The 26,165-nt window shown below is 67.7% G+C and carries 26 protein-coding genes; 12 read left to right on the top strand and 14 right to left on the bottom strand.

Features of this window, described 5'->3' with window-relative positions; all coding sequences use genetic code 11:
* The first annotated feature begins 87 nt into the window (after nt 1–87).
* The 6 genes from BDI24065_RS07200 to BDI24065_RS07175 all read left to right on the top strand — a co-directional run bounded on the left by BDI24065_RS07200 (nt 88) and on the right by BDI24065_RS07175 (nt 5,475).
* Nucleotides 88–1,206: an ABC transporter substrate-binding protein gene (locus tag BDI24065_RS07200; RefSeq protein ID WP_175030620.1), complete on the top strand. Its 1,119-nt coding sequence runs from the start codon at nt 88–90 to the stop codon at nt 1,204–1,206.
* A 1-nt stretch (nt 1,207) separates the two neighbouring features.
* Nucleotides 1,208–2,149 (top strand): alpha/beta hydrolase, encoded by a 942-nt coding sequence (locus BDI24065_RS07195; RefSeq protein ID WP_175030619.1) that lies wholly within the window; start codon nt 1,208–1,210, stop codon nt 2,147–2,149.
* Nucleotides 2,146–3,228, top strand: coding sequence for a FecCD family ABC transporter permease (locus BDI24065_RS07190; protein ID WP_174973059.1), 1,083 nt, complete (start codon nt 2,146–2,148; stop codon nt 3,226–3,228). Before BDI24065_RS07195 ends, BDI24065_RS07190 begins: the two co-directional genes overlap by 4 nt.
* Nucleotides 3,221–4,030 (top strand): ABC transporter ATP-binding protein, encoded by an 810-nt coding sequence (locus BDI24065_RS07185; protein WP_175030618.1) that lies wholly within the window; start codon nt 3,221–3,223, stop codon nt 4,028–4,030. Before BDI24065_RS07190 ends, BDI24065_RS07185 begins: the two co-directional genes overlap by 8 nt.
* A 232-nt stretch (nt 4,031–4,262) precedes the next feature.
* Complete coding sequence (locus BDI24065_RS07180; protein WP_438820000.1) at nt 4,263–4,808, top strand: hypothetical protein; 546 nt, start codon at nt 4,263–4,265, stop codon at nt 4,806–4,808.
* A gap of 85 nt (nt 4,809–4,893) precedes the next feature.
* The gene (locus BDI24065_RS07175; protein ID WP_175030616.1) at nt 4,894–5,475 is read left to right on the top strand and encodes a polysaccharide deacetylase family protein; all 582 of its coding nucleotides are present in this window, start codon (nt 4,894–4,896) and stop codon (nt 5,473–5,475) included.
* Between the two features lie 12 nt (nt 5,476–5,487).
* Here the strand turns inward: BDI24065_RS07175 and BDI24065_RS07170 are convergent, their stop codons facing one another.
* Complete coding sequence (locus tag BDI24065_RS07170) at nt 5,488–6,462, bottom strand: phosphotransferase (RefSeq protein WP_254609700.1); 975 nt, start codon at nt 6,460–6,462, stop codon at nt 5,488–5,490.
* Nucleotides 6,463–6,487: 25 nt separating this feature from the next.
* On the opposite strand from BDI24065_RS07170, the gene BDI24065_RS07165 reads away from it, so the two are divergent.
* Nucleotides 6,488–7,177 carry a cephalosporin hydroxylase family protein gene (locus BDI24065_RS07165; protein WP_175030614.1) on the top strand — a complete coding sequence of 230 codons (690 nt, stop codon included), beginning with the start codon at nt 6,488–6,490 and terminating at the stop codon, nt 7,175–7,177.
* Here the strand turns inward: BDI24065_RS07165 and BDI24065_RS07160 are convergent.
* From BDI24065_RS07160 to BDI24065_RS07135, 6 genes are all read right to left on the bottom strand, one after another.
* Nucleotides 7,134–8,342, bottom strand: a complete 1,209-nt coding sequence (locus tag BDI24065_RS07160; RefSeq protein ID WP_175030613.1) for a glycosyltransferase — start codon at nt 8,340–8,342, stop codon at nt 7,134–7,136. The two genes, BDI24065_RS07165 and BDI24065_RS07160, sit on opposite strands and share 44 nt — an antisense overlap.
* 7 nt (nt 8,343–8,349) lie before the next feature.
* Complete coding sequence (locus tag BDI24065_RS07155; protein WP_175030612.1) at nt 8,350–9,411, bottom strand: asparagine synthase-related protein; 1,062 nt, start codon at nt 9,409–9,411, stop codon at nt 8,350–8,352.
* Nucleotides 9,408–10,286: a 4Fe-4S cluster-binding domain-containing protein gene (locus BDI24065_RS07150; protein WP_175030611.1), complete on the bottom strand. Its 879-nt coding sequence runs from the start codon at nt 10,284–10,286 to the stop codon at nt 9,408–9,410. The genes BDI24065_RS07155 and BDI24065_RS07150 overlap by 4 nt, the downstream gene beginning before the upstream one ends.
* A 1-nt stretch (nt 10,287) precedes the next feature.
* Entirely contained in the window at nt 10,288–11,286 is a 999-nt protein-coding gene (locus BDI24065_RS07145; protein ID WP_175030610.1) for a phosphotransferase enzyme family protein, read from the bottom strand.
* Entirely contained in the window at nt 11,287–12,036 is a 750-nt protein-coding gene (locus tag BDI24065_RS07140; protein WP_175030609.1) for an FkbM family methyltransferase, read from the bottom strand.
* Between the two features lie 238 nt (nt 12,037–12,274).
* A complete protein-coding gene (locus BDI24065_RS07135) occupies nt 12,275–13,867 on the bottom strand; it encodes an ABC-F family ATPase (RefSeq protein WP_011352218.1) in 1,593 nt (530 codons plus the stop codon).
* Between the two features lie 170 nt (nt 13,868–14,037).
* On the opposite strand from BDI24065_RS07135, the gene BDI24065_RS07130 reads away from it, so the two are divergent.
* Nucleotides 14,038–14,490 (top strand): lipocalin-like domain-containing protein, encoded by a 453-nt coding sequence (locus BDI24065_RS07130; protein WP_175030608.1) that lies wholly within the window; start codon nt 14,038–14,040, stop codon nt 14,488–14,490.
* Nucleotides 14,491–14,496: 6 nt separating this feature from the next.
* On the opposite strand, the gene BDI24065_RS07125 is transcribed toward BDI24065_RS07130, so the two are convergent.
* Nucleotides 14,497–16,779 (bottom strand): AsmA family protein, encoded by a 2,283-nt coding sequence (locus tag BDI24065_RS07125; protein ID WP_175030607.1) that lies wholly within the window; start codon nt 16,777–16,779, stop codon nt 14,497–14,499.
* Between the two features lie 152 nt (nt 16,780–16,931).
* Here BDI24065_RS07125 and BDI24065_RS07120 point away from each other — a divergent pair, with 152 nt between their 5' ends.
* Both BDI24065_RS07120 and BDI24065_RS07115 read left to right on the top strand, forming a co-directional pair.
* On the top strand, nt 16,932–17,633 hold the full coding sequence (locus BDI24065_RS07120; protein ID WP_175030606.1) for an ABC transporter ATP-binding protein: 702 nt from the start codon (nt 16,932–16,934) through the stop codon (nt 17,631–17,633).
* A complete protein-coding gene (locus BDI24065_RS07115) occupies nt 17,630–18,433 on the top strand; it encodes an ABC transporter permease (protein WP_175030605.1) in 804 nt (267 codons plus the stop codon). The genes BDI24065_RS07120 and BDI24065_RS07115 overlap by 4 nt, the downstream gene beginning before the upstream one ends.
* Before the next feature lie 40 nt (nt 18,434–18,473).
* Here BDI24065_RS07115 and BDI24065_RS07110 read toward each other — a convergent pair whose 3' ends face one another.
* From BDI24065_RS07110 to BDI24065_RS07100, 3 genes are all read right to left on the bottom strand, one after another.
* Nucleotides 18,474–18,947 carry a PliI family lysozyme inhibitor of I-type lysozyme gene (locus BDI24065_RS07110; RefSeq protein ID WP_175030604.1) on the bottom strand — a complete coding sequence of 158 codons (474 nt, stop codon included), beginning with the start codon at nt 18,945–18,947 and terminating at the stop codon, nt 18,474–18,476.
* Between the two features lie 250 nt (nt 18,948–19,197).
* Entirely contained in the window at nt 19,198–19,749 is a 552-nt protein-coding gene (locus tag BDI24065_RS07105; protein WP_011352224.1) for a DUF6013 family protein, read from the bottom strand.
* A gap of 159 nt (nt 19,750–19,908) precedes the next feature.
* Nucleotides 19,909–20,925: a zinc-binding alcohol dehydrogenase family protein gene (locus BDI24065_RS07100; protein ID WP_175030603.1), complete on the bottom strand. Its 1,017-nt coding sequence runs from the start codon at nt 20,923–20,925 to the stop codon at nt 19,909–19,911.
* A 122-nt stretch (nt 20,926–21,047) separates the two neighbouring features.
* Here BDI24065_RS07100 and BDI24065_RS07095 point away from each other — a divergent pair, with 122 nt between their 5' ends.
* Nucleotides 21,048–21,989: a LysR family transcriptional regulator gene (locus BDI24065_RS07095; protein WP_175030602.1), complete on the top strand. Its 942-nt coding sequence runs from the start codon at nt 21,048–21,050 to the stop codon at nt 21,987–21,989.
* Between the two features lie 167 nt (nt 21,990–22,156).
* Entirely contained in the window at nt 22,157–23,002 is an 846-nt protein-coding gene (gene serB / locus BDI24065_RS07090) for a phosphoserine phosphatase SerB (protein WP_175030601.1), read from the top strand.
* 86 nt (nt 23,003–23,088) lie between these two features.
* Here serB and BDI24065_RS07085 read toward each other — a convergent pair whose 3' ends face one another.
* The 3 genes from BDI24065_RS07085 to bktB all read right to left on the bottom strand — a co-directional run bounded on the left by BDI24065_RS07085 (nt 23,089) and on the right by bktB (nt 26,135).
* A complete protein-coding gene (locus tag BDI24065_RS07085; RefSeq protein WP_175030600.1) occupies nt 23,089–24,270 on the bottom strand; it encodes a cystathionine beta-lyase in 1,182 nt (393 codons plus the stop codon).
* Between the two features lie 113 nt (nt 24,271–24,383).
* Entirely contained in the window at nt 24,384–24,926 is a 543-nt protein-coding gene (locus BDI24065_RS07080; RefSeq protein WP_175030599.1) for a hypothetical protein, read from the bottom strand.
* A gap of 18 nt (nt 24,927–24,944) precedes the next feature.
* Nucleotides 24,945–26,135, bottom strand: coding sequence for a beta-ketothiolase BktB (gene bktB, locus BDI24065_RS07075; protein ID WP_175030598.1), 1,191 nt, complete (start codon nt 26,133–26,135; stop codon nt 24,945–24,947).
* Between the last annotated feature and the right edge of the window lie 30 nt (nt 26,136–26,165).

Below are 26,165 nucleotides of genomic sequence, written 5' to 3'. Positions count from 1 at the left end.
CTGCAATGTCCGGCTGCTCGGTTACAATCAAATGAGAATTATTCTCATTTCTATCGTATCGGGAGTCGTGTGAGAAAGACAAGTGAAATGTGGGCCATGCTCGCCGCATGGCTGTGCAGTTGGCTCGTTGCGCAAGCGGCATGCGCGGACACCACCGTGACCGATCTTGCCGGCCGGCAGGTCCGGATTCCCGCGCGCGTCGAACGCGTCCTGCTCGGCGAAGGGCGCCTGCTGCCCGCGCTGGCGGTCGTCGACGCCGGCGACCCCACCCGTCGCCTGGTCGGCATGATGGGTGATTTCGAACAGCTCGATCCGGCCAGCTACGGGCAATGGCTCGAGCGGTTTCCGCGCTTGAAGGACGTGCCGCGTATCGGCCGCTCGCAAGCCGGCAGCTTCAGCGACGAACGCGCGCTCGCGCTGCGCCCGCAGGTTGCGATCTTCGGCCTCGGCGGCGGCCACGGCCCCGGCGAGCGCGATCGCGAGACGCTGGCGCGACTCGAAGCCGCCGGCGTCGCGATCGTGTTCGTCGATTTCCGGCACGACCCGCTCGTCAATACGACGCGCAGCATCGCGCTGCTCGGCCAGGTCCTCGGCACGCCGCAGCGCGCGGCGGATTTCAACGCGTACTGGCAGGCACAATTCGACCTCGTCCGCACGCGGCTGGCGAACGCGCACGCGGTCGCGCCGAGCGTGTTCCTCGAAAGCCGCGTCGGCCTGTCGAGCGACTGCTGCGACACGATGACGGGCATGATGGGGCGCCTGCTCGACGCCGCCGGCGGCAACAACATCGCGAAAGGCCGCGTGCCCGGCGAGCACGGCACGCTGAATCCCGAATACCTGCTCAGCCGCCAGCCCGATTTCTACATCGGCACGGGGATCGGCTCGACGCAGACGCTGCAAAGTGCGCCGCTGCGCATCGCGCTCGGCGCCGGCGTGTCCCGCGAAACCGCCGCCCGTTCGTTCGACCGGTCGCTGCAGCGATCGCAGATCGCGCCGCTGCGCGCGGTTCGCGAGCGCCGGGCCTATGCGATCTGGCATCACTTCTACAACTCGCCGTTCAACGTCGTCGCGGTGCAGGCTCTGGCCAAATGGCTGCATCCGGCGCTGTTCGCCGACGTCGACCCGCGCCGCACATTCGACACGATGGTGCAACGCTTCCAGCCGGTTCCGCTACAGGGCGAATACTGGGTACAGGAAGGGTCCTGACATGTCGCTCCCTGCTTCCACGATGCGCCGCTCGCTGCTCGTCGCCGGCCTCGCGGGCCCGCTCGGCGCCCACCTCACCCCCGCGCTCGCCGCGCGCGCACCGGACTGGCCCGCGATCGACGCCGCGCCCGCCGTGCAGGTGCCGAACAGCCGCCAGTTCGACGTGACGGTCGGCGGCAAGCCCCGCCGCCTGTTCGTCGCGCTGCCCGCCGAGCGCGCGGTTGCCGTACCCCATCCGGTACTGATCGTCCTCGACGGCAACGCGCTCTTCCCGCTCGCCGCGCAACTCGTGCGCAACCGGCGCGCGCGCCCCGACGCGACGCCCGATGCGGAGCCCGTCGTGATCGGCATCGGTTATCCGACTGACGCCGCATACGACATGGCCGCCCGCGCGGACGACTACACGCTCGCGCCGCTGCCTAACGGCCGCGGCGTCGTCGCCGACCGCCTGCTCGATTTCATCGAGCACGATGTGCAGCCCTGGCTCGCGCAACAGGTGGCGGTCGACCCGGCACGCAAGACGCTGTTCGGCCATTCGTACGGCGGCCTGCTGACGCTGTACGCGATGCTGACGCGCCCGCACCTGTTCACGCGGTATGTTGCGGCGAGCCCGTCGATCTGGTGGGGCGACCGCGCGCTGCTGCCCTATGCGGACCGCTTCGCCGCGCAAGCGGCGCCGCTTGCGCCGGCGCTGCGGCTGCTCGTCACGGCGGGTAGCCTCGAAGAAGGCGCGCCGAATCCCGACGTCGAACGCATGCGCCGGCAACAGGCGCGCAAGCAGGTCAGTTCCGCGCGCGACTTCGTCCGGCGCGTCGGTGCCCGCCCGGGGCTCGACGCGACGTTCCGCCTGATCGATGGCGAGGATCATGGCGGCGTCGTGGTGCCCAGCGCGATGCTGGCCGCGCGCATCGCGGCCGAAACCGACGCGGGAGAGGCCGCATGAGCGCCGCGTCGCCCGCATCGTCGCCTTCGTCCCGTTCGTCCGCTTCGCTGAAGCTGCGCTACCGCGCAATCGCCGCGCGGCGGGTCGGCGCACTGATGTTCCTCGCCTGCGTGCTCGGCACCCTGCTCGTCGTCGACATCGGCACCGGCCCGTCGCCGTTCCCGATCGCGGATCTGGTCGCCGGGCTGTTCCGGCCGGACGCGCTGCCGCTCGAACAGCGCGTGATCCTCTGGGACGTGCGCCTGCCGTATGCGCTGATGGCCGTGCTCGTCGGCGCGTCGCTCGGCATCGCCGGCGCGGAAATGCAGACCGTGCTGAACAACCCGCTCGCGAGCCCGTTCACGCTCGGCATGTCGGCCGCCGCGAGCGTCGGTGCATCGCTCGTCGTGATCTCGGGCTGGCACGTCGTGCTCTGGAACGAGAACATCGCGCTGTCGCTCGGTGCGTTCTGCTGCGCGAGCCTCGCGACGCTGCTGATCGTCTGGCTCGCGTGGCGCCATGGCGCGACGACCGAAACCGTGGTGCTGTTCGGCATCGGCCTGATGTTCAGTTTCGAGGCACTGCTGTGGCTGCTGCAGTTTCTCGCGGACGCGAACGCGCTCCAGCAGATCGTGTTCTGGAGCATGGGCAGTCTCGCGCGCGCGACGTGGGGCAAGATCGCGCTGCTGTCGTGCGTGCTCGCCGCCTGCACGCTGTGGGCGAGCTTCGACGTCGCATCGCTGACGGCGCTGCGCGCCGGCGACGAACAGGCGCGCAGCATGGGCATCGCCGTCGAGCGGCTGCGACTCGTCGCGCTGGTGCGTATCAGCCTGCTGTCGGCCACCGCGCTGTCGTTCGTCGGCACGATCGGGTTCGTCGGTCTCGTCGGGCCGCACGTCGCACGGCTGCTCGTCGGCGACGAGCATCGCTATTACCTGCCCGGCGCCGCCCTCGCCGGCGCGATCATGCTGGCTGGCGCATCCGTGCTCAGCAAGGCGCTGATCCCAGGGGTGACGCTGCCGATCGGGATCATCACCGCGCTGGTCGGCGTGCCGCTGTTCATGATCCTCGTCAGCCGGCGCAGGAGGCTCGATGGATAAGGGCACCCTGTACATCGACGACCTGGTCGCGCGCTATGGCGCGAAGATCGTGCTCGACCGGTTGTCGCTCGCGCCCGTTACGCCCGGCACGATGGTCGGATTGCTCGGACCAAACGGGGTCGGCAAGTCGACGCTGCTGCGCGCACTCGCCCGGCTCGTGGCCGCGCACGGCAACGCGGCGTTCGGCGGATTGGACCTGCTGCGCGGCGCGCGCCGGGAACACACGCGACAGGTCGGCTACCTGCCGCAGACGCTGCCGCAACCGTCGTCGCTGCTCGTGTACGAGGCCGTACGCAGCGCATTGCGCGCGACCTGTCCCGGTTTGTCCGACGCGGCACGCGACCTGCGCCTGCAGAAGGTGTTCGAGCGCCTGCGGCTGCAAGCGCTCGCGATGTCGCCGCTCGAGCGGCTGTCCGGCGGACAGCGGCAGATGGTCGGGCTTGCGCAGGTACTCGTGCGCGACACGCCGCTGCTGCTGCTCGACGAACCGACGAGCGCGCTCGACCTGCGCTGGCAGTTGCTCGCGCTGGAAGCGGTCGGGGACGCGGCACGCAGACACGGAGCGGTCGTGCTGGTCGCGATGCACGACCTGAATCTCGCGTCGCGATTCTGCGACCGGCTGGTGCTGCTGGGCACCGACGGCCTCGTCGCCGACGGCGCACCCGCCGAAGTCCTGACACCGCCGCACCTGCGGCGCGCGTATCGTGTCGAGGCCCGGGTCGAACGCACGGCGGCCGGCGATTATGTCGCGCTCGCGGAGCGAGCCATGACGGATGACGCGCGAGAAGCGTGCGACGCTTGAGCGCGGATCGGTCGTCGCGCTGACGACCAGCCCGGCTTGCGGGCATCAGGGCGCCATGCCGTTCGTGCAGCCGCCCCGGACGCCGATCACAACGCGTGCCGGCGCACGCGAAGCGTCATAGAATCGCGCGGCGGGGCCGTCAGGTCCCGACCCGCCGCGACATCGGCACACGACCGCACGGCCACCGTGCGCGCGGCGGCCCGCTCCTCTTCCGTGCAAGGACGATCGCGTGATGCGCGCATACCGACTTCTGCTGACGGCCGGCGCCACGGCCATGCTTGCCGGCTGGGCTGTGGCTGCCCAGCCGGTGCCCACGACGATGGCGCCCGCCCAAAACTGCCCGTCGTTCGAGCGCTACCCCGCCCACCCACGGCCTGCGCCCCATACACCGGCCCGCGCACCCCGCCTGACCAGCAAGGAAGCCCGCCTCTACCGCACCGTGATTCGCGACGAATTCACGCAACCGGCCAACTTTGCCGGCCACTACCGTGTCGCGATCTGGGGTTGCGGAACGGATTGCCGGAATTTCGCGATCGTCGACAAGTACACGGGCGCGACGTACACGATGCCCGGCGTGCAGGCCATCGCGGGCGTGATGGGCAACGACGAGGAGCGCGTCGATTTCCGCGCCGACAGTACGCTGCTGATCATCGCGGGCTGCTTCAACGACGATTGCGACTACAACAGCGCGAAGGCCGCCCGGTTCTTCTACGAGTGGACCGGCACGCGCTTGCGTCGGGTCGGCACCTGTCCGCTGGCCATCGAGCCGATCCAGTAGCCGGCCGATGGATGCGCCGGCCGCCGCTCGCCGCGACTTGCGCTATCGTTCTGCCGGTACACATTGAACGGCGCCCCCAACCGCGATGCCCATTCGCCTCAGTTTCGACGACGGCCCCGGCCCCTCGACGCTCCCCTTGCTCGACGTCCTGCGGGCCGCATCCTGCCAGGCGACCTTCTTCCTGCTCGGCCAGAATCTGGCGGGCGCGCTCGACGTCGCGGCGAGAATGGCGCGTGACGGCCACCGTCTCGGCAATCACACGTATTCGCACGCGAAGCCTGGCGCGCTGGCAGACGATGCGTTGATCGACGAGATCGAAGCGACCGACGCGCTGATCCGCGAAGCCTATCGCCGCGCCGGCGTTCCGGAGCCGGACACCATCCCGCTGCGCCTGCCTTATGGACTGATGCCGCAGGACAATCGCGCCGGCGTGCTCGCGCAGTTGCAGCGCGAACACACGGGCTGGACCGCGATACTGGACGACTGGCAGCGGCCGGCGCCGTCGCCGCAGGCGCTGTTCGACGCGATGTGCGCGCACGTCGACGCCAGCGCGGCACGGCAGCGCGACGTGCTGTTCTGCATGCACGACGGATCGCGGCACGGCGAGGCGCGGCCCAACACGGTTGAAGTGGTGCGCCTGTTCCTGCTGTTCCTGAATCAGCGCTGACGCGGCAGCCGGCTAGCGCTCGGGCGCCGCGCCATCCAGCAACTGCCACCAGCCGCCGAGAAAACCGATCCCGGGTCCCGGCACCCACAGGCCGCGCTGCGCGGCTTCGAGATGGATCAGCGTCTGGTCCGCGCAGAACAGGATCATCAGCGCATCGCGGCGGTCGTGCATCCAGTCCGGCGCGGCATCGGGCCGCGTCGCCGCATAGGCTTGCAGGCCGGCGTCCCAGCGCTGCGCGTCGAATACGAAGCAATCGTCCCTACCCGCATCGCGCGACAGCGCGAACAGCGCAAAGGCCGCTTCGAGCCACTGCGCGCCCTGCCCGACATCGTCGAAATCGAGCACGCCGTTCACCGCATGCCCCACGTACAGCAGGTTGCCCGCGTGATAGTCGCCATGCAGCCAGTGCACCGCCCCCTTCAACCAGTGCGCAGCAGCGTCGAGATGTGCGCCGATGCACCGGATCATCGTCTCGTAGTGGCCGCTCAAGTCGCCCGGCAACGACGGCGCTGCACGCGCCGCTACGCGCGCGTGGCGCGCAGACAGCCATGCCAACGGCGCCGATTCGGTTGCGGGTACCGCCGCCAGCGCCGCATGCAGATGCGCGAGTGCACGCATCGCCTCGTTCGCGCCCGCCTCCGCATCGTCCGGCAGGCCGGGGCTGCCGTCGATATGCTCGAACAGATGCAGCCAGCTTCCATCGGGCAGTTGCACACCGGATTGCGCATCCACGGTCGGCCGCAGGCGCGGCAGTGCAGGCAACATCGGCGCCGTGCGCGGATGGCCGAGATGGCCAAGATGGCCGAGTATCGCCGCCTCACGATGCACCTGCTCGACCGGCTTGCCGGACCACGACACGCGCAGCACCGCGCGCCCCGCATCGCACTCGACGAGATACGTTTTGTTAGTATGGCCCGACGCCAGCGCCTGCATGCGCGCCGGCCCGATGTTCCAGTACCGGTGAAGCCACGGTTCCAGCGTTTTCACGTCACTCCTACTCGTTGCATTGACCATGTCAGAGCGTCCTTCGGCCCGCATGCGGGACATCAACATCGAATGGCTGACGCGTGCTGCCGAATTCGACCATCTGTTCCAGACGCGCTGGCTCGGCGAGCGCTTCTTCCACCTGCCCGGCGACATGCTCGCGCTCCAGGAACTGATCTGGCGCGAGCGTCCCGACTGCATCGTGCAGACCGGCATCGCGGCGGGCGGCGGCGTCGTATTCTCCGCGTCGATGCTGGAACTGGCGGGCGACAGCGGCCGCGTCGTCGCGATCGAACCGCGCCTGCGCGACGAAGTCAGGCAGCGCCTGCAATCGCACCGGCTCGCCCATCGCATGACGCTGATCGAAGGCGAATCGTGCGCGGCCGACACGCTCGCATCGGTGCGTGCGCAGATCGGTGACGGCGCGCGCGTGATGGCGATCCTCGATCTCACGCACACCCATGCGCACGTGCTGCGCGAACTCGAATGCTATGCACCGCTCGTGACGCCCAGCAGCTACGCGATCGTGATGGACACCATCATGGAATACCTGCCCGCGTCGATGTTCGACGGCAAGCCGTACGGCAAAGGCAACAACCCGGCCACCGCCGCGCGTGAATTCCTCGCCCGCGACGACCGGTTCGAAGTCGACTACGACATCGAAGACCGCGTCCTCATGACGCTGTCGCCAGGCGGTTTCCTGAAGCGAGTGCGCTGATCAGGCGCGCCGCCTCGGCCGAACCGTCGCGCGCCGCGTAGCTCGCACGAATCCGTGCCGCCTGCTCGCGCAACGTCCCGGGCCGCAACAGGCGTTCGAGCGCATCGGCGATGTCCGCCACGCCGGCCTGCTGCAGATCCAGCACGCACCCCGCACCGGCCCGCTCGACGAAGTGTGCCGAATGGAACTGGTCATTGCAGAACGGCGACAGCAGCATCGGCACGCCGCATGCAAGCGACTCCATCACCGAGTTCGCGCCGCCGTGGCTGACGAACGCATGCGTGCGCTGCAGCAGCGCCAGTTGCGGCACATAGCGCACCGCGACCACGCGCTCGTCGCCGGCCGGCAGCAGATCAGAATCGACCAGTTCACCCACCGACAGCACCAGTTGCGCTGACGTCGCGCGCGCCGCCTCGATGACCTTCGCAAACACATCGGGATGGTAGTAAAGCTGGCTGCCGAGCGACATGTAGACGAGCGGACGATCGGCGTCGAGGCGCTCCCACGGGAACGCGGTTTCGTCGCCACGGGGGCCTGACGGCAGCGCCGGGCCGACCAGCTCGACACCGGGCGGCGGCGCGCCGACCAGCGCGTCGGTCGTGAACGCGAGCGTCAGGTGCGGCGACAGGATGTCGCAACCGCGAAAACGCGCATCGAGCCCGTAGCGCGCGAACAACCGCGTGCGTTCCGGCGCGAGCCATCGCACCGTGCGCAGCAGTTCCGAATCGAGATCGTCCGGGAGCACCGGATTCAGCGAATTCGACATCGAGACCCACGGCAGCCCTTCCAGCTCGGCGGCAATCGCCGCTGCATAGAGCAGCGGATCGATCACGACCACGTCGGGCCGCCAGTCGCGCAGCACCGCGCGGATGCCGTCCACCTGTGCGGGCGCGAGGTCGATCAACAGCGTGCGGATCCAGTGCCGCAACCAGTCCGCGTCGCGAATGTTCGCGGCGAAGCTCGCGCCGCGCGACAGGTCGTGACGCTCGGGCGTCTCGCGCGGCCCGACGAATTCGAAGCCGCCGGCACCGTCGAGCTGTGCGCTGATATCGGCCGGTGCATAGAACGCGACGTCGCACCCGGCATCCCGCAGATGCTGGGCCGGGCCGATACACGGATTGACGTGCCCTTTCTCGGGCACCACGCAGAACAGGATGCGTTTCATGAGCGGCTCAGGTTGGGCGATGCGCGGCATCGAGGGAATCGAAATCATCGAGAAGCAGGGATAGCGTCGTCCACAGCACGCGTTCGGTATCCGCCTGCAACGTGGGCGCGGCCAGGCCGAGCTGGTCGGCCAGCGCGTGCGTGCGGTCGCGATCGAGCAGCGCCGCGAGGTCCATCGCCGGGGCGAGCCGTCCGCGCTTGGGGCCGTGCACGAGACGGTCCGGCAGGTTCAGGCGTGCGCCGAGATCGCGCAGGCATTGCTTGTCCGGATCCGGCGCGATGCTCGTCAGATGCGCGACGACGGCCGCGTCAACGAACGGCGGATGCAGGTCGACCGACGCCGCGTCGAACAACGCATGGCACAGCGGCAGATAGTTGGCCGACTGGTCGCGGCGCAGCACCTGATCCGCGCCATCGCCGGTGATGGCCACCTCGACGCCGTCCGCGGCCATCCCCTCGGCGAGCAGCAGCTTCGCGACCGGATGCAGGTTGAACATCGGCTCCTCGACCGCATGAGTCGTCCTCGGCAGCGCCGCGACGAAATCGGCTTCGTTCGCGCGCACGATCTTCACGTTCACCTGCATCTGCCCGGCCAGTTCCAGCGCGGCATCGCGTTCGCAATAATCCGGCATGTCGGTCACGAGGATGTAGGACGTCACGTGCCGCTGCGCGCCGAGTTCGCGCAGCAACGCGAGCAGCAGCGCCGAATCGAGCCCGCCGCTCAGCGCCAGCGCGACACGCTTGCCGCTGTCGAGCGCACGTTGCAGCGACGCACGCAGCACGGTTTCAAGATCCGCGTGCTGCGGCTGCTCGGGTGCCGGCTGCACGGTCAGTCCTTGCGGCGAACGGATCAGCGCATGGCCGGGCGGCACCGCGCGCACGTCGCGCAGCACGGTGCGGCCAACCAGACGCTCGCCGCTCAGGTAGCCCGCGATGGCCGCAGCATCCGGCTCCCCGGCCGGGTGCCCCGATGCACGCAGGACGGCCCGGATACCGGACGCCGCCGTGCCGGTGGGCGGATGGTAGTGAAGCCGGTCGAAGCCGAACGGGTCGCGCGTGCCGACGATCATGGATAACGAGCCTTCAAGGAGTCCACTTCAATGCGTTTGAGGATGCGATGCGGCGCCACCGGCGCGCTGCCGCCCTGGCAATGCAGGCACGCTTCGAGCGGCGTCTCGCGTTGCAGATAGGCGAGCATCGCGTCGAGCATGTCCGCGTCGTCGCGCAGCGGCAGGCCGTCGGATTGAAAATCCTTCTCGCCCTTATAGAGCGTATGGAAATGCGCCGGACGCGTGCACGTGTAGAACATGCCGTCGCGAATCATATGGCAACGCTCGCGAATCCAGCAATCGTGATAAAGGCGCTGCGCGGAGTCGCGGTCGGTGCCGGGCTGCGCGCGATTCATCGTCGTGAACACGTCCTGCACTTTCCAGTTCAGCCGCACGTCGAAGCGCGCGGCCTGGTGCTCGACGTGCGCGACCAGGTCAGGCGACAGCGCAGGCTTCGGATAGCGCGAGATCGTCAGCGCATCGACCGCCTGCCAGAACGCGTCGGTCATCTCGCCTAGCTTCAGGCCGTTCGTCGTGACGGAGATCACGGGCGCGATGCCGGTGGCACGCACGCGCTGGACGAGTTCGACGAGCGCGGGATGCAGCAGCGGTTCGCCGCCGACCAGCTTGAACATGCGCGGACGCAGCACCTTCGCGGCTTTGCGCAGATCGGCCTCGAGCGATTCGGGGTTCGCGTACCACTCGGGCAGCAGCGGCGACAGCGAGCAGCATTCCGCGCAGGTCAGGTTGCAGTGATCGACGATATGCGCTTCCAGCGAACGCGTCAGCACGCGCCCGTCTTCGACGCGGTAATCGCGATCCAGCGGCGGCGGAAATACATGCTGCCGCTCGCCTGATGGCGTCGGGTTCGAAATCCGGTTCAGATTCGCATTCACTTCAGCGTCCTGCTTCGATGCAACGGGAAAAGAAATCGACGAGACGATCGCGCGCGTCCACCATCGCGGACGCCATCGTCACCGCGCCGTTCAGATGCGATGCAAAGCGTGACGGCTCGTCGAGCCAGCCTTGCACGATCCAGAGCTTGACTGCGTGCTGCAGACACGCGGCATCGACCGCCCATGCGATACGCGCGGAATCCACCGGCCGGGTCCGCCGATACGCGAGCACGAACGCTTCCGCCAGACGCGGCGCCTCCAGCGGCAGATGGTTCAGGCAACGCACCAGCTCGTACTCGCGCGGTGCGCCGATCGACGCTTCCCAGTCGAGGATGAGCGGCGGCAGCGTGCCCGTGAACAGATAGTTGAACTGGTTGTAGTCGTTGTGGATCGGGTGCTGCGGATCGTCGGCGGGAAACGCATCGATGCTGCCCGGATAGTAGCGGTCGAGCATGCGCAGCGCGAGATCGACATAGCGACGCAGGTTCTCGGCGCCATCGTTCGAGCCTGCTCGACCCAGTGCGTCGAGCAGGCTGCGGCGCACCGCGTCCGCGTCGATCGCGGCCAGCCGTGCGCGGATCGTGTCGAGCTGCGGCAAATGAAGCCGCTCGAGGCTCAGATGCAACGCCGCCAGGCTCGCGCCGAGCGCATCCCATTCGGCCGGCGAAAACGTGTCGTAGGTTCTGAACTGCCCGGTTTCCCAGCGGGTCAGCATTGCGTGGGCGTGGGCGTGCGCCCCCGTCCACAGCGATGCGCCGGCTGCCGTGCGCTTCAACGCCTGCACATGGAAACGTGGATCGCCGTGCATCTCGAAGTGCGCGAGCATGGCAGCTTCCTTGGCCGCACGCGCATGATGTTCGGATGCATAGAGCTTGACCGCTACGCCGCCGTCATCGGTCGGCAGATGCCACACGCGTTCCCCGACCTGGCGCGGCGGCCCGCTTCGGCGCAGCGCATAGGCGTCGCGGATCTCGTCGAAGGTCGCGGCGAGCGAGTCCATTCAGATATGCTCGGCCGGCCCGTATCGATACGGATGACCGCTCAGGAACGTGTTGTGCCCGACGTAGCGCACCTTGTACATCGCCGGGCGGAACAGCACCGAAGGATCGTTGTTCGCGATGCCGAGCAGCGGATACAGGTCCTGTCGCACGAAGAACGCATTGTTGCCCATGTCGTCGCAGCAGACGAGTTCATAGCCCTTCTGCCTGCCGAGATGGACGAGCGATTCGAGGCTCGCGCCGTAATACGTCGAGCCGTCCCATTCGTGATCCGGGTTGAAGCACATGACCCAGCGCTCGGGCGGCGTGTAGTACGGGTTGTATTCGATCACGACGATGCGCGGCCGGAATGCTTGCAGGCCGCGCCAGACCCAGTAGTCGTTGCCGTCGATGTCGATCGACAGCAGGTCGAAGTCGGTCGGCGTGTTCGCATCGGCGAGCAACGTGTCGACCGTGTCGGGCTGAACACGGTCGTGGTGCAGACTGACCCGATTCGCTCCCGCGTAGTGCGCGGCAAGCTTGCCGAAGCGGTACGCGCTGCCTTCCACCAGTACGCCGGACCATTCCTGTTCGCGCAGTAGCCGCGCGGTGTTGCTGTTGCGCAGGCCGTCGCTCGCACCGATATCGACGCAGAAGCGGTTGGTCGGCACGATCCGCTCCATCAGGCGCGACAGGATGCCTTCCTCGGTACCTTGCGCGTACAGGCTTGGCGCAAGGCCGGACAGGTCGATCGGGAGAGGATGGTCCTGCATCGAGGGGGCGGCTCCGGGTCGGAATTCAGGGTGGTATTCGGAGCGTAATTTACCCGAAGTCGATTGAGGGGAGGAAACGGGAATTCGCGCCGCCGCCGGGCTTCACTGGCGCGGAAATGAAAAAGCCCGCATCGACAATGCTGTCGATGCGGGCTCGATGCGTTTCTGGCGGCTTCGCTCTATGCGCCCCGGCTTCGTACTACCTCGCCGTAACGCATGAGCAGAGGCGTCAGGACAATTACTCCTGCCCCTGACTCGTCAGGAACTCCTCGTAATTGCCACCAAAGTCGAACAACGTCCCATCCGTACGCACTTCAATAATCCGGTTCGCCAGCCCGCTCACGAACTCACGGTCGTGCGACACAAAAATCAGCGTGCCTTCGAACTGCTCGAGCGCGATCTGCAGCGACTCGATCGACTCCATGTCCATGTGGTTGGTGGGCTCGTCCATCAGCAGCACGTTGTGGCGGCCGAGCATCAGCTTGCCCCAGATCATGCGGCCCTTCTCGCCGCCCGACAGCACCTTCACCGACTTCTTGATGTCGTCCGACGAGAACAGCAGGCGGCCCAGCGTGCCGCGCACCATCGTTTCGTCGTCGCCGTCCTTGCGGTACTGGTCGATCCAGTCCATCAGCGTGATGTCGTTCGGGAACTCCTCGTACGTGTCCTGCGGCATGTAGCCGACATTCGCGTTCTCCGACCACTTCACCGTGCCGTGCTCGAGCGCGAGCGCGCCGAGCAGCGAGCGCAGCAGCGTCGTCTTGCCTGCGCCGTTCTCGCCGATGATCGCGATCCGCTCGCCCGGCTGAACCGACAGGTTGAAGTTCTGGAAGATCGTGCGCTCGTACTTCTTCGTGATGTCTTCCGCCACCACCGCGACGTTGTGCAGCTTCTTCTCGAACTCGAAACGGATGAACGGGTTCTGGCGCGACGACGGCTTGAATTCCTCGATCTTGATCTTGTCGATCTGCTTCGCGCGACTGGTCGCCTGGCGGGCCTTCGACTTGTTCGCCGAGAAGCGGCGCACGAAGTCCTGCAGTTCGGCGACACGTTCCTTCGCACGCGTGTTCGCCGCGGCCTGGCGCTCGCGCGCCTGTGCCGATGCGAGCATGTAGTCGTCGTAGTTGCCCGGCCAGACCTTCAGCGTGCCGAAGTCCATGTCGGCCATGTGCGTGCACACCGCGTTCAGGAAGTGACGATCGTGCGAGATGATGATCATCGTCGAGTTGTACTCGTTGAGCGTGTGCTCGAGCCAACGAATCGAGTTGATGTCGAGGTTGTTGGTCGGTTCGTCGAGCAGCAGCACGTCCGGCTTCGAGAACAGCGCCTGCGCGAGCAGCACGCGCAGCTTCCAGCCCGGCGCGACGTCGCTCATCGTGCCGGTGTGGAACTTCTCCTCGATGCCGATGCCGAGCAGCAGCGCGCCCGCGCGCGCCTCGGCGTCGTAGCCGCCGTATTCGGCGAACTTGCCTTCGAGCTCGGCGGCGTGCATGTAGTCGTCGTCGGTAGCTTCCGGGTTCGCGTAGATCGCGTCACGCTCGGTCATCGCGGCCCACATTTCGGTGTGGCCCATCATAACGACGTCGAGCACGCGCACGTCTTCGTATGCGAACTGGTCCTGGCGCAGCTTGCCGAGGCGCACGTTCGGCTCCAGCGCGACGTTGCCGGCGCTCGACTCGAGGTCGCCGCCGAGGATCTTCATGAACGTCGACTTGCCACAGCCGTTCGCGCCGATCAGACCATAGCGGTTGCCCTCGCCGAATTTGACCGAGATATTCTCGAACAAGGGCTTCGGCCCGAATTGCATCGTGATGTTGGCAGTAGAAAGCACGGCAGGTCCCGTTAAAGGATAAATCGACGGAAAACCGTGTATTTTAGCAGGTGTCGAAGAAACTGCCGACCACGTCGTTCCGGCAGCGCGTTCCAGGCCCCCTGGACCGCCGCCCGGCGGCCTGCCAACACGACGGCACGCGCCCCACCGCTGCCTTACCGGACTCCCGCATGCTTGCCAGCCAGCTTCGCGAACAACTCGTCGGCGCATGGCGCCTCGTGTCCTACGAAGTCCGGCCCTGCGACGGCAGCGCAGTCGCCTATCCGCTCGGTCGCGACGTGCGCGGCTGGCTTCTCTACACGCGGGACGGCTACATGTCCGCCCAGTTGATGGCCGCCGGCCGGCCGCCCTACGCGATCGGCGACCCGCACCACGGCGCCGACGACGAGTGCGCGGCGGCCGCGCGCGGCTACATTGCCTATTCAGGCCCCTTTCAGATCGCCGACGACGCCACACTGACTCACGAGATGGACGTCAGCCTGTTCCCGAACTGGGTCGGCAACGTCCAGCAGCGGATCGCCGTGCTAAACGGCGATCGCCTGCAGCTCGGCCCCGTGGCCCCGGTCCGGATCGACGGCAGGGAGGTCGAAGTCGTGCTGCTCTGGGTGCGCGCGGGCCGCTGACATCCGTCACTTGCCGACTTTCGCCGCCGCCCGCTGCGCCGCCTTCGCATTCATCTGCCCGAACAGCTCCGAGCACGGCACATCGCGGTTGTTGCTCGGCGCGATCAGCGGAATCAAGGCCGCGAACGGGTTGATCAGCCCGAGGCCGATCATTGCGCCGGCGCGCAGCGCGAGCGCACCGGCATCGACGCCGACGTCCGGGTTCTTGAACGTGCCCTTCGCATACAACGGCGAGCGCAGCGAGAAAATCCGGAACCCCTTCGTGTGCGGGTGGATCTTCAGGTTCAGCGTTTCGTCGCGCAGGCTGATCGGACCGTCGACGTTGATCAGCGCGTCGTCCGTATCGAGCGCGAACACCTTCGGGTCGAGGATCCCGTTGGTCGCGACGAAGTCGATCGCCGCGCAGTTGATCTTCACGTCGTTGTTGCCGAACAGCTTCTCGTAGACGACGTTCGCGACGTTCAGCCCCGCCGCCTCCATCAGCAGGCGGCTGATGCGGCCGTCCGTCACGAGCGCCTTCACCTCGCCGCTCGACGTCGCGGCCAGCGCGGCCGGCGAGTTGCCGGTCGCCGACAGCGACGCATCGCCGTTGATCTCGCCGAGCGCCGACTGCATGACCTTCTGCGCGGGGAACAGCTGCTTGAGCTTCAGGTGCCGCGCGGCCACCGTGAAGCGGCCCTTCAGCGGCGCACCGCTGCCGTCGAGATGCGCGGTCGTCGCGAGCGTGCCGCCCGCGACGCCGAACTGCAGCGGCTCGAGCGACAATACGCCGTCCTGCATCACGATATGCGTGTACAGGTTCGTGATCGGCAGATCCGAACTCTTGACCAGCTTGCGGCCCGTGAACTTGACGTCCGCGTCGAGCGCGCGCCAGCGGTCGGTACGGAACGTCTCGACCGGCAGCACGCGGCTCGACGGCTGTTTCGTCGTGTCGCCGCGCTTGGCCTTGCTCGCGGCCGTATCCGCGCCGATCACCGGGGCGAGATCGGAGAACTGCAGCAGGTTCGACACGAGTTCGCCCGACAGCTTCGGCCGCGGCTCGCGCTGCTCGTAGGCGAGCGTGCCGCCGAGATCGCTGCCGCCGACGCGGCCGTTGAAGTTCTCGTAGCGGAACGTGCTGGCCTTCCGCTTGAAGTTGCCGATCAGGCGCCCTTCGGTCGCATAAGGCGGCGTATCGGGCAGCGTGATGCCGCTGAGCTGATAGAGATGCGACATCGATGTGCCCTGTAGCCACAGTCGCAGGTCGATCGCCGCGAGATGCATCGGGTCGGTCAGCGTGCCGACGATCGCGAGCCGCGTGTCGCCGGCCTTCACGTCGGCCTGCAGCGGGAACGGCCGCGACGCGTCCTGGATCGCGAGCACGCCGCCGAGCTTGCCGGTACCGCTGATCGGCACGTTCTTGTAGCGGCCATCGACCTTCAGCCCGAACGCATAGGTCGGGCCGGACGGCTTCGCGGGCGCAGCGACGCTGCTTGCGCCGCTGGCACCCGATGCGGCAGCAGCAGCCGATGCCGAAGATGTGGGCGAAGAAGACGAAGCCGAAGCCACGGCAGACGCCGCCGACGCGCCACTCGCAGCCTGCGCGGCGGACGCGCTCGATGCGGCTTCCGCATTGGCTTTCGCGCTCAGTTGCGCGGCCCCGTGCTTGCCGACCCGCTGCGCCGATGCCGCGCGCGACGTCTGCTCCTGCTCCTTCAGCACGTCGCCGAGCGGAATCGGCTGCCCGAGCGTATCGATCGCGACGCTCAGGTCGGCCTTCGTGATCGCGTCGCGATACGTGACGGTGCCCTTCGCGAAGCCGAAGCTGTCGAGTCGCACTTTCCACGGCGACGGCTGCGACGATTGCTTGAACTGGAAGGTCCACGTGTTGCGGCCGTCGGCGAGCCGCTCGAGGTCGATAGCCGGATTCACGACGTCGATCGACGGGATCACGATTTCATGCGCGAGCAGCGGCAGGATCGCGAGATCGAAGTGCGCGGCGTCGAGCGTGACGAATTTGGGGGTCTTCGCCCAGTCGGGGTTGCCGATCTCGAGCTGCGTGGCCGTAAAGCTCGGCCAGGGCACCCAGGCGCGCCAGCCGGTTTCGCCGTCCGGGCGGCGCCAGCCGACCTTCAGGTCGCCGTTGATCGCGAACGGGCGGCCGAGTGCGGCTGTGACCTGTTCATTGACCCACGGCTTCGCACGATTCCAGTCGAAGGCGAAGAGAAAGACGCCGGCCGCCGCGATGAGCACCGCGACGATACCGACGATCCATGCAGCCGATTTGCCGATGGCTCGGGTTAGCGTCATGGCGGTTCCGTTGTTGTTCTGAAATGTTGCCGCACCATGCCGGGCCGCTTGCGTGGACGAACGGCGCACGACACCCGCGGCTTTTCAATCGGTATTATGACGCACGCCATGGTGACGTTTCGGCGCCATTAACGCTTTTTTTCATTTGTGACATGACAGCCCCCACCGGCCTCATCGATGCAGAGCGCATCACGCGGCGCGATGCCAGCAGCGGCAAGACCCTGCTCGCCCCGACCGATTTCAGCCTCGCGGCGGGATCGCGAATTGCTATCACCGGGCCGTCCGGGTCGGGCAAGAGCGTGCTGCTGCGTGCGCTCGCACTGCTCGATCCGCTCGACGGCGGCCACATCCTGTGGCGCGGCAAACGGATCCGGCGCAGCGCGATCCCGCATTACCGGCGCAGCGTCGCGTACGTGCGCCAGCGCCCCGCGCAGATGGACGGCACCGTCGAATCGCAACTGCGTTACCCGTATTCGCTGGCGATCTACCGCGATGTCGCGTTCGATCGCTCGCGCGCCGAAGCCCTCGCCGCGCAGGCCGGCCGCGGCCCCGACTTTCTCGACAAGCGCGCGAGCGACCTGTCGGGCGGCGAAGCGCAGATCGCCGCGCTGCTGCGCGTGCTGCAGCTCGATCCCGATGTGCTGCTGCTCGACGAGCCGACGTCCGCGCTCGACCCCGAATCGGCGCGCGCGATCGAGGCGCTCGTCGGCGCATGGTTCGATACGGCGCCCGACGCCCGCGCGTACATGTGGATCTCGCACGATCCGGCCCAAGCGGCGCGGATCGGCACGATGCGGCTCGTGATGCAGGCCGGCGTGGTGCACGTGGCCAACCCGACGGAGGCAACGCAATGAGCCCCGTACTGCAGGACCTGAGCCTCGTCGACGTCGGCATCGCCGCCGCGCTCGTCGCGGTCAACGGCGCGATCTCGATGGCCTTGTCGCTCGGCCTCGGCCGCAAGCTCGCGCTCGCGGCCGTGCGCACCGTCGTGCAGTTGCTCGCGATCGGCTACGTGCTCGGCTGGGTGTTCGGCCATCCTCACTGGTACGTCGTACTGCCGCTCACCGCGCTGATGACGCTGATCGCCGGGTTCGCCGGCGCCGGGCGCGGCAAGCGCACGTATCGCGGCCAGCGCATCGACAGCATCGCGTCGATCTGGTTCAGCAGCTGGTTCGTCGCGGCGGTCGGCCTGTTCGTCGTGATCCGCATCCATCCGTGGTACGCGCCGCAGTACGCGATTCCGATCCTCGGAATGATTCTCGGCAATACGCTCACAGGCGTGTCGCTCGGTGTCGAGCGGATGATGGAAGAACTCACGGCACGCCGCGACCGCGTCGAAACCGCGCTCGCGCTCGGCGCGACGCGCTGGGAAGCCGCGCAGGACGCTGCGCGCCAGGCCGTGCGCGCGGGCATGCTGCCGACGCTGAACCAGATGGCCGTCGTCGGCGTCGTGAGCCTGCCGGGGATGATGACGGGCCAGGTGCTGGCCGGCCAGTCGCCGTTGCAGGCCGTGCGCTACCAGATCGTGATCATGTTCCTGATCGCCGCGGCCTCCGCACTCGGCACCGTTGGCGCGGTGCTGATGACCTATCGCCGGCTGTTCTCGGCCGATCACCGCTTTCTCGCGTCGCGGCTCGAAGAACGCGCGCACTGACGCGCGGCGCCACCATGCAACGGTGCGCGCGGTTCGCCGGTCAGCGCGCGCTGCGGCGCTTGCCGATCGCCTGCCGCAACGCGGCCGCGATGTCCGCGTCCGGCGCGAGCCCGTCGACCGACGCGACGAGCCGCACTGCGCGCGGCGTCGTCACATAGGCCTGCGCGCCGACATAGCCGCCGCTGCCGGCCGAGCGCGTCGTCACGACGAGCGCCTGCGGCGCCCGTGCGCCGAGGTCGGCCGTGAACGCATCGGTGACCGTACCGTCACGCGCATGCAGCGCGCCCGTCACGTAATCGTCGGTATCGAAGCCGGGGGCGGCATGCGCGGTCGAATACACGCGCACCGCGTAGCTGCCGGTCGAGCACGGTTCGAGCGCGCCGCTCGACACGACTGCCACCTGCTGCCGCGACGGCAGCTCGACCTTTTTCACGAAACCGCAATCGTCCGCCGCGTGCGCGTGCGCGGCGACGAACGCAATGGCGCACAGCAACGCGCGCATTCGGTATTTCATCGGGATGTCGTGACACGAAGGTGATGATGCGGGCGAGCATAGCGTGACATGCGCATGACGTCACGCAGGTCGCCATGCGATGTTGCCGCACGTCGAACGGTTGCCATGCCGCTGAAGCAGCACGCTACCGCGAAGCAGGTCGCGGGAAAGCACCGTGACGGCGACACGAAATGGTCACGTGCGCCGGGCCGTCGCGCGAGTCGAAGCCGTTGCGCGCGCACCGGCTCCGACGCCGGCCCGCGCGCGCCGCTCAGCGCTTGATCGACACCGTCACCTTCGAGCCGTCGCTCATCGTGACGGATTTCGACCCGCCGTTGGTCGGGATCGATACCCACTTCACCTGGCTCACCGACACCACGTCCGGGCACTGCAGCGACTTGCCGCCGGCCGTCACGCTGCGTGTGCCCTTCGGCGCGGCCGCCTGGAAGCTCATCTGCACGTTGGCGATCCCCTTCGCATCGATCGACGGCGCGAGCCGCACCTGGGTCTGGCGCACCATCGCGCCGTTCTCGTCGCGCGGCAGGCTGTCGGCGTTCGGGCAACCGTCGGGCATCGCGACTGCACCGCTCGGCGGCACCGACTTCCAGTTGAAGTCGTCCGTCTCGCCCGAGCGGATCTTGCGGGTCTCCTGCGTATTGCCGAAGGTCTTCGAATCGACCTTGACGGTGTATTCGAGCTGTCCGGTACCGCCGCCCTTCAGGCTGCCCTTGACCGGCGGCGCCGCGAATACGCTCGCGCTGACGCACGCCGCCGCGAACACGACCGACCACGATGCGGCGACTGACAAGCTGCGTTGGCTCATGCTGACCTCCTTGGTATGCGGCGGCACGCGCGTGCCGCGCGGTTTTCGATGCATGATGCGCTGCCAGTCTACCGCCAAGCGGCATGCAATGTGCCGCAAACGCATCGGGTGTTACCCCGCTTGCGTTCGCGGCGCCTCAACCTTACGCGCGATGCCGGCTCAGAAGCCGCTCAGCACGAGCTTGCCGATCGCGCGCCCGGCCTCGAGCAACTGGTGCGCGCGCCGCACGTTCGCCGCATTGATCGTGCCGAGCTGTTCGCCAAGCGTCGTGCGCAGCGTGCCGCCGTCGACGAGCCGCGCGACTTCGCCGAGGATCCGGTGCTGCTCGATCATGTCCGGCGTCTCGAACATTGCACGCGTGAACATGAATTCCCAGTGAAACGCGGCACTCTTCGCCTTCAGCAGCTCGACCGGCACCGGCTTGTCGTTCTCGACGATCGTGCAGATGCCGCCCTGCGGCCGGATTATTTCCGCAGCGGCAGGAAAGTGACGATCCGTATCGTTGAAAATCAGCACGTAGTCGACGTTCGGATGGCCGGCTTCGCGCAACTGCGCAGGCAGGTCGCCGAAATGGTCGACCACCGCGTCCGCGCCCAGCGCGCGCACCCACTCGGCCGAGGCCGGCCGCGACGCGGTCGCGATCACGTGCAGCTTGCCGAGCGTCTTCGCGAGCTGGATCGCGATCGAGCCCACTCCGCCCGCGCCGCCGATGATCAGCACCGACTTGCCGGCGTCCGCACCCTGCGGCGATACGTGCAACCGGTCGAACAACGCTTCCCACGCGGTCAGCGCGGTGAGCGGCAACGCAGCGGATGCGGCGAAATCGAGCGTGCGCGGCTTCAGCGCGGCGATCCGCTCGTCGACCGTATGGAATTCGCTGTTCGCGCCCGGCCGCGTGATGCTGCCTGCGTAGAACACTTCGTCGCCGGGCCGGAACAGCGTGACGTCGGCGCCGACCGCGACCACCGTGCCGGCCGCATCCCAGCCGAGCACGCGCGGCGTGTCTTCGACCTGCGGCTTCGGCGCGCGCACCTTGAAGTCCACCGGGTTCACGGAAATCGCCTCGACCTTCACGAGCAGGTCGCGCGGGCCCGGCACGGGCTGCGGCAGCTCCACGTCGAGCAAGGCTTGCGGGTCGTCGATCGGCAGATAACGGGTCAGTCCAACGGCTTTCATCACGAAACTCCTTCAGGGAAACCTGTGGGCCGCGGCGCAGCCCCATGACCGTCATCGTAGGCAACCCGATCATTCGAGAAAACCGCTATATTTCCTGAAACATTTTCAGGAATTTCAGAATAATGGCTTCCGATCCGATTCCGGCCCCCGACAAGCCGCTCGACCTGCTCGACGTCGCGCTGTTCGTGCGTGCGGCGCTGCTCGCGAACGTCACCGCGGCCGGCCGGGAATTCGGCGTGTCGGCCGCGGTCGCGAGCGCGCGCATCGCGCAGCTCGAGCGCCAGCTCGGTGCGCGGCTGCTGCACCGCACCACGCGCCGCATCAGCCTCACGCAGGACGGTGAAGTCTTCATGGCGCACGCCGACACGCTGCTGTCGGCCGCGGACGCTGCGCGCGCCTCGGTCGGCCACGGCCGCACCGAGCCGTACGGGCGGCTGAAAGTGTCGATGTCGTCGTCGTTCGGCCGCCAGCATGTCGCGCCGGTGATTCCCGCGTTCCTGCGCCGCTATCCGTCCGTGTCGCTCGACCTGCGGCTGTCGGACGAGATCGTCGACCTCGTCGACGACGGTTACGACGTCGCGATCCGCCTCGGCGCGCTGAAGGACTCGACGCTCGTCGCGCGCAAGCTCGCCGTGAACCGCCGCGTGCTGTGCTGCTCGCCCGCCTATCTCGCCGAACACGGCACGCCACGCCATCCGGCCGACCTCGCGCAGCACGAATGCGTGATCCTCGGCGACCAGCGCGACTGGTCGTTCGCCACGCCGCAAGGCCCGCTTACCGTGCGGGTCGGCGGGCGGCTCGTCGCGAGCAACGGCGAGGCGATCCGCGAAGCGCTGGTCGACGGCTTCGGCATCGCGATCAAGTCCACCTGGGATGTCGGCCCGCTGCTCGCGAGCGGCGCGCTCGTCACGGTGCTCGACGACTATCCGTTCGCGGAAGACATCGCGATCTGGGCCGTCTACCCGAGCCGCGCGCATGTGCCGCTGAAGACGCTCGCCTTCATCGCATTCATGGCCGAGCATTTCGGCGATCCGCCGTACTGGGATCGCGCGGACGGGCGATAGCCGCGGCGCAGCGCACGGTTTCGATCCGCCCCCGACCGCCGCGCGCGGCCAACCGGCTACAATGGCGCGTTCGCCAAGCAAGGGCCCGACGCCGGACGGGGCCCGCATCGGCAGGCGGCTGCCCGTTGGCCGCCTACGCATTTCATTCGCTTCCCAACCATCCCGTCATGACCCACAACCTCGTCATCCAGAGTCTTGCGCCGCTGTCGGACGCCCATCACAAACCGCTGCTCGCGCTGTCGCGCGGCACCCGCATCGTTCAGACCGACGATCACGCGCTGCGGATCGACAACGCGAACCCGGCGCAGCGCCTCGACATCGACGCGTACTGCGGCACGCACGCGCTCGACTTCGCGTTCGTCGAGGCCGGCCTCTCGCTCGGCGATTTCGGGCTCGCCGTGATGGACATGGATTCGACGCTGATCACGATCGAGTGCATCGACGAGATCGCCGATTTCTGCGGCCTGAAAACGCAGGTCGCCGAGATCACCGAAGCGTCGATGCGCGGCGAGATCCGCGACTTCAACGAAAGCCTTACGCGCCGCGTCGCACTGTTGGCCGGGCTCGACGCGCACGCGCTCGAGCGCGTGTACGAGGAACGGCTGCAACTGTCGCCGGGCGCCGAGAAGATGCTCGCCGGCGTGAAGGCCGCGGGGATGAAGACGCTGCTCGTGTCGGGCGGCTTCACGTTCTTCACCGAGCGGCTGAAGGCGCGCCTCGGCCTCGACTACGCGCATGCGAACACGCTCGAGATCGTCGACGGCAAGCTGACCGGCAAGGTGCTCGGCGAGATCGTCAACGCCGACGTGAAGGCGCGCCTGCTGCGCGACACGTGCGCGTCGCTCGGCCTCGAGCCGAGCCGCGCGATCGCGATGGGCGACGGGTCGAACGACCTGAAGATGATGGCCGAAGCCGGCCTGTCGGTCGCGTACCACGCGAAGCCCGTCGTGCGCGACGCGGCGACGGTCGCGTTCGATCACGTCGGCCTCGACGGGCTGCTGCGCCTGTTCTGATCCCGCCGCAGGTCAAATAAAAAAGCCGGCGCGATGTTGCATCGCGCCGGCTTTTTGTTTTTCTGACGGACGTAATCGGCTGGCGATCAGCCCAGTGCGCCCTGCATCGCGCGCTCGATGTCCGCGCGCAGGTCGGCTTCGTCTTCCAGGCCGACGTAGAAACGCACCAGCGTGCCGCGATGCGGCCAGTCCGGACGCATCGACGCGACGTCGTAAGGCATCGCGAGACTGCACGCGCCGCCCCAGCTCCAGCCGATTGCAAACAGGTCGAGCGACTCGACGAAGCGATCGACCTGCTCCGCGCTGTAGCGTTCGTCGAACACCACCGAGAACAACCCGCCCGCGCCGGTGAAATCGCGCATGAACGACGCATGCCCCGGGCAATCGGCAATCTGCGGGTGCAGTACCGATGCGATCTCCGGCCGCGCCTTCAGCCATTGCGCGAGCGCAAGCGCGCTCTTGCTGTGCGCGTCGAAGCGCACCTGCATGCTCGGCAGGCTGCGCAGCACGAGCGAGCAATCGTCGACCGACACACCGACGCCGCAGCGCATCCGCGCGAGCTTCAGCTTCGCGTGCAGTTCCGCATTCGCGGTGATCGTCGCGCCCATCAGCACGTCGCTGCCGCCCGACTGGTACTTGGTCAGCGCCTGCACCGAGATGTCGACGCCGTGTTCGAACGGCTTGAACGCAAGCCCGGCCGAAAAGGTGTTGTCGATCGCGGTAACGACGCCACGTGCGTTCGCGGCTGCCGCGATCGCCTGCACGTCCGGCACTTCCATCGTCACCGAGCCGGGCGCCTCGATCCAGATCAACCGCGTATTCGGCTGGATCAGGTCGGCGATGCCGGCGCCGATCAGCGGATCGTAGAAGCGCGCGGTGATGCCGAAATCCTTCGCGAGCCAGTTGCCGAAATCGGCGTTCGGCCCGTACACGTTGTGCGGAATCAGCACGTCGTCACCGGCTTTCACGATCCCGAAGTAGACGTTCATGATCGCCGCGAGACCCGACGGCTGCAGCAGTGCGTGCGTGCCGCCCTCGATCTCGGCGAGCCGCTGCGCGAGCGCGAGCGACGTCGGCGTCGCATGCAGCCCGTAGCGCCACTGGTTGTCGTTGTGCCAGACGAGCGCACGCATCGTCGCGAGATCGGGGAATACGACCGTCGATGCGCGCGCAACCGGCGGCACGAACGAACGGAAGCCTTCCGGGATCACGTCGTCGGGTTGAACGATGCGGGTTTGCAGTGCGCGCTTGGGAGTGGATGCAGTCATGACAGGAAGCCGGGCACGAGGCCGTTCGGTTGCGGAATATGCAGCTAGATTAGCCAAAATCGGCGCAATTGGCCCGGTACAATGCGCGCCGCGCGCACCGAGCCAGCGCGGGTTCAGTCGTCGGTGCGCAGGTTGACGACGCCGCCCACCGTCTCGATTTCCTGCACGCGGCCGTCGCGCACCTGCAGCGCTGCGCGCTTGCCCGGCGCGAGACGCAGCACGACGGGCTGCGGGTCCGACTCGTCCGAATTCATCCGGTCGGCCTTCAGGTCGCCCGTCGCGTCGAACCGCCCGACCCACACGCCCGTGATGTTCGTGCCGTCGTTCGATTCCTCGATTTCGAGCGTGTCGCCGTCGCGGTCGCCTGCGAGCAGCACGACCTCGCCCGTATCGGCGAACTGGTATTCGCCGTGTACGCCTTCCTCGTCCGTCTTCGGGCCGAGATGCACGACGATCGGCCGGTCGCCGAGCGTGCCTTCGTAGCGCGGCAGGCGGGCGAATTCGGGATTCGGCTTCAGCGGCCGCGCCGTTGCCGGTTCATCCTGCTGCACGCCCGGCGTGACGGCCTGCGCCGCGACCACGCCCGGCATCGCCATGCCCGCCGTCAGCGCACCTGCGACGACGAGCGCCCGTTGCCATTGCGAATATCGACCCACCTTGTGTTGCTCCTTGCTTCAGATTCGCTCGAAAATCGCGGCGATGCCCTGCCCGCCGCCGATGCACATCGTCACGAGCGCGTATCGGCCGCCGACGCGCTGCAGCTCGTACAGCGCCTTGACGGCGATCAGCGCGCCCGTCGCGCCGATCGGGTGGCCGAGCGAAATGCCGGACCCGTTTGGATTCACCTTTGCCGGGTCGAGACCCAGTTCCTGCGTCACCGCGCATGCCTGCGCGGCGAACGCCTCGTTTGCCTCGATCACGTCGAGGTCGGCGACCGTCAGCCCCGCACGCGCGAGCACCTTCTGTGTCGCCGGCACCGGGCCGATCCCCATGTAGGCCGGATCGACGCCCGCGTGCGCATACGCGACGAGGCGCGCGAGCGGCTGCGCGCCGCGCTGCTCGGCAACGCTGCGCTCCATCAGCAGCACGGCAGCAGCCGCATCGTTGATGCCCGACGCATTGCCGGCCGTCACCGTGCCGTTTTCCTTCACGAAGACCGGCCGCAGCTTCGAGAAGTCCTCGAGGCTCGCATCGTGGCGCACGTGCTCGTCGCGATCGAACACCACCGGCGTGCCCTTCTTGGAACCGATCAGTTCGACCGGCAGGATCTGGTCCTTGAAGTAGCCGGCCTTCGCCGCATGCGACGCGCGGCGGTGCGATTCGAGCGCGAGCGCATCCTGCGCGTCGCGTGAAATGCCATACTTCGCCGCGACGTTCTCGGCCGTCACGCCCATGTGGATCGTCTGGAACGGATCGTTCAGCGCGCCGACCATCATGTCGACCGCCCGCATGTCGCCCATCCGCTGCCCGAACCGCGCAGCCGGGATCGAATACGGTGCGCGGCTCATGCTCTCCGCGCCGCCTGCGATCGCGATGTCTGCGTCGCCGAGCAGCACGCCCTGCGCGGCCGACACGATCGCCTGCAGCCCCGAACCGCACAGCCGGTTGACCGTGAGCGCCGGCGCATGTTGCGCGACGCCGCCGTCGATCGCGGCGACGCGCGCGAGATACATGTCCTTCGGCTCCGTGTGCACGACGTTGCCGAACACCACATGACCGACCTCGTCGCCCGACACCTGCGCACGCCGCAGCACTTCGCGCACGACCTGCGCGCCGAGCGCGGTCGGTGCGATGTCCTTCAGGCTGCCGCCGAAATCGCCGATCGCGGTACGCACGCCGCTCACCACCACCACTTCACGTTGCATGTCGCCTCCTCATCCTGCTGATCGAATGAA

The organism is Burkholderia lata, from assembly GCF_902499025.1.
Taxonomy (GTDB): domain Bacteria; phylum Pseudomonadota; class Gammaproteobacteria; order Burkholderiales; family Burkholderiaceae; genus Burkholderia; species Burkholderia lata_C.
Note: the sequence above shows the minus strand (reverse complement) of the source record. Positions and strands in the feature narration are given on the sequence as shown.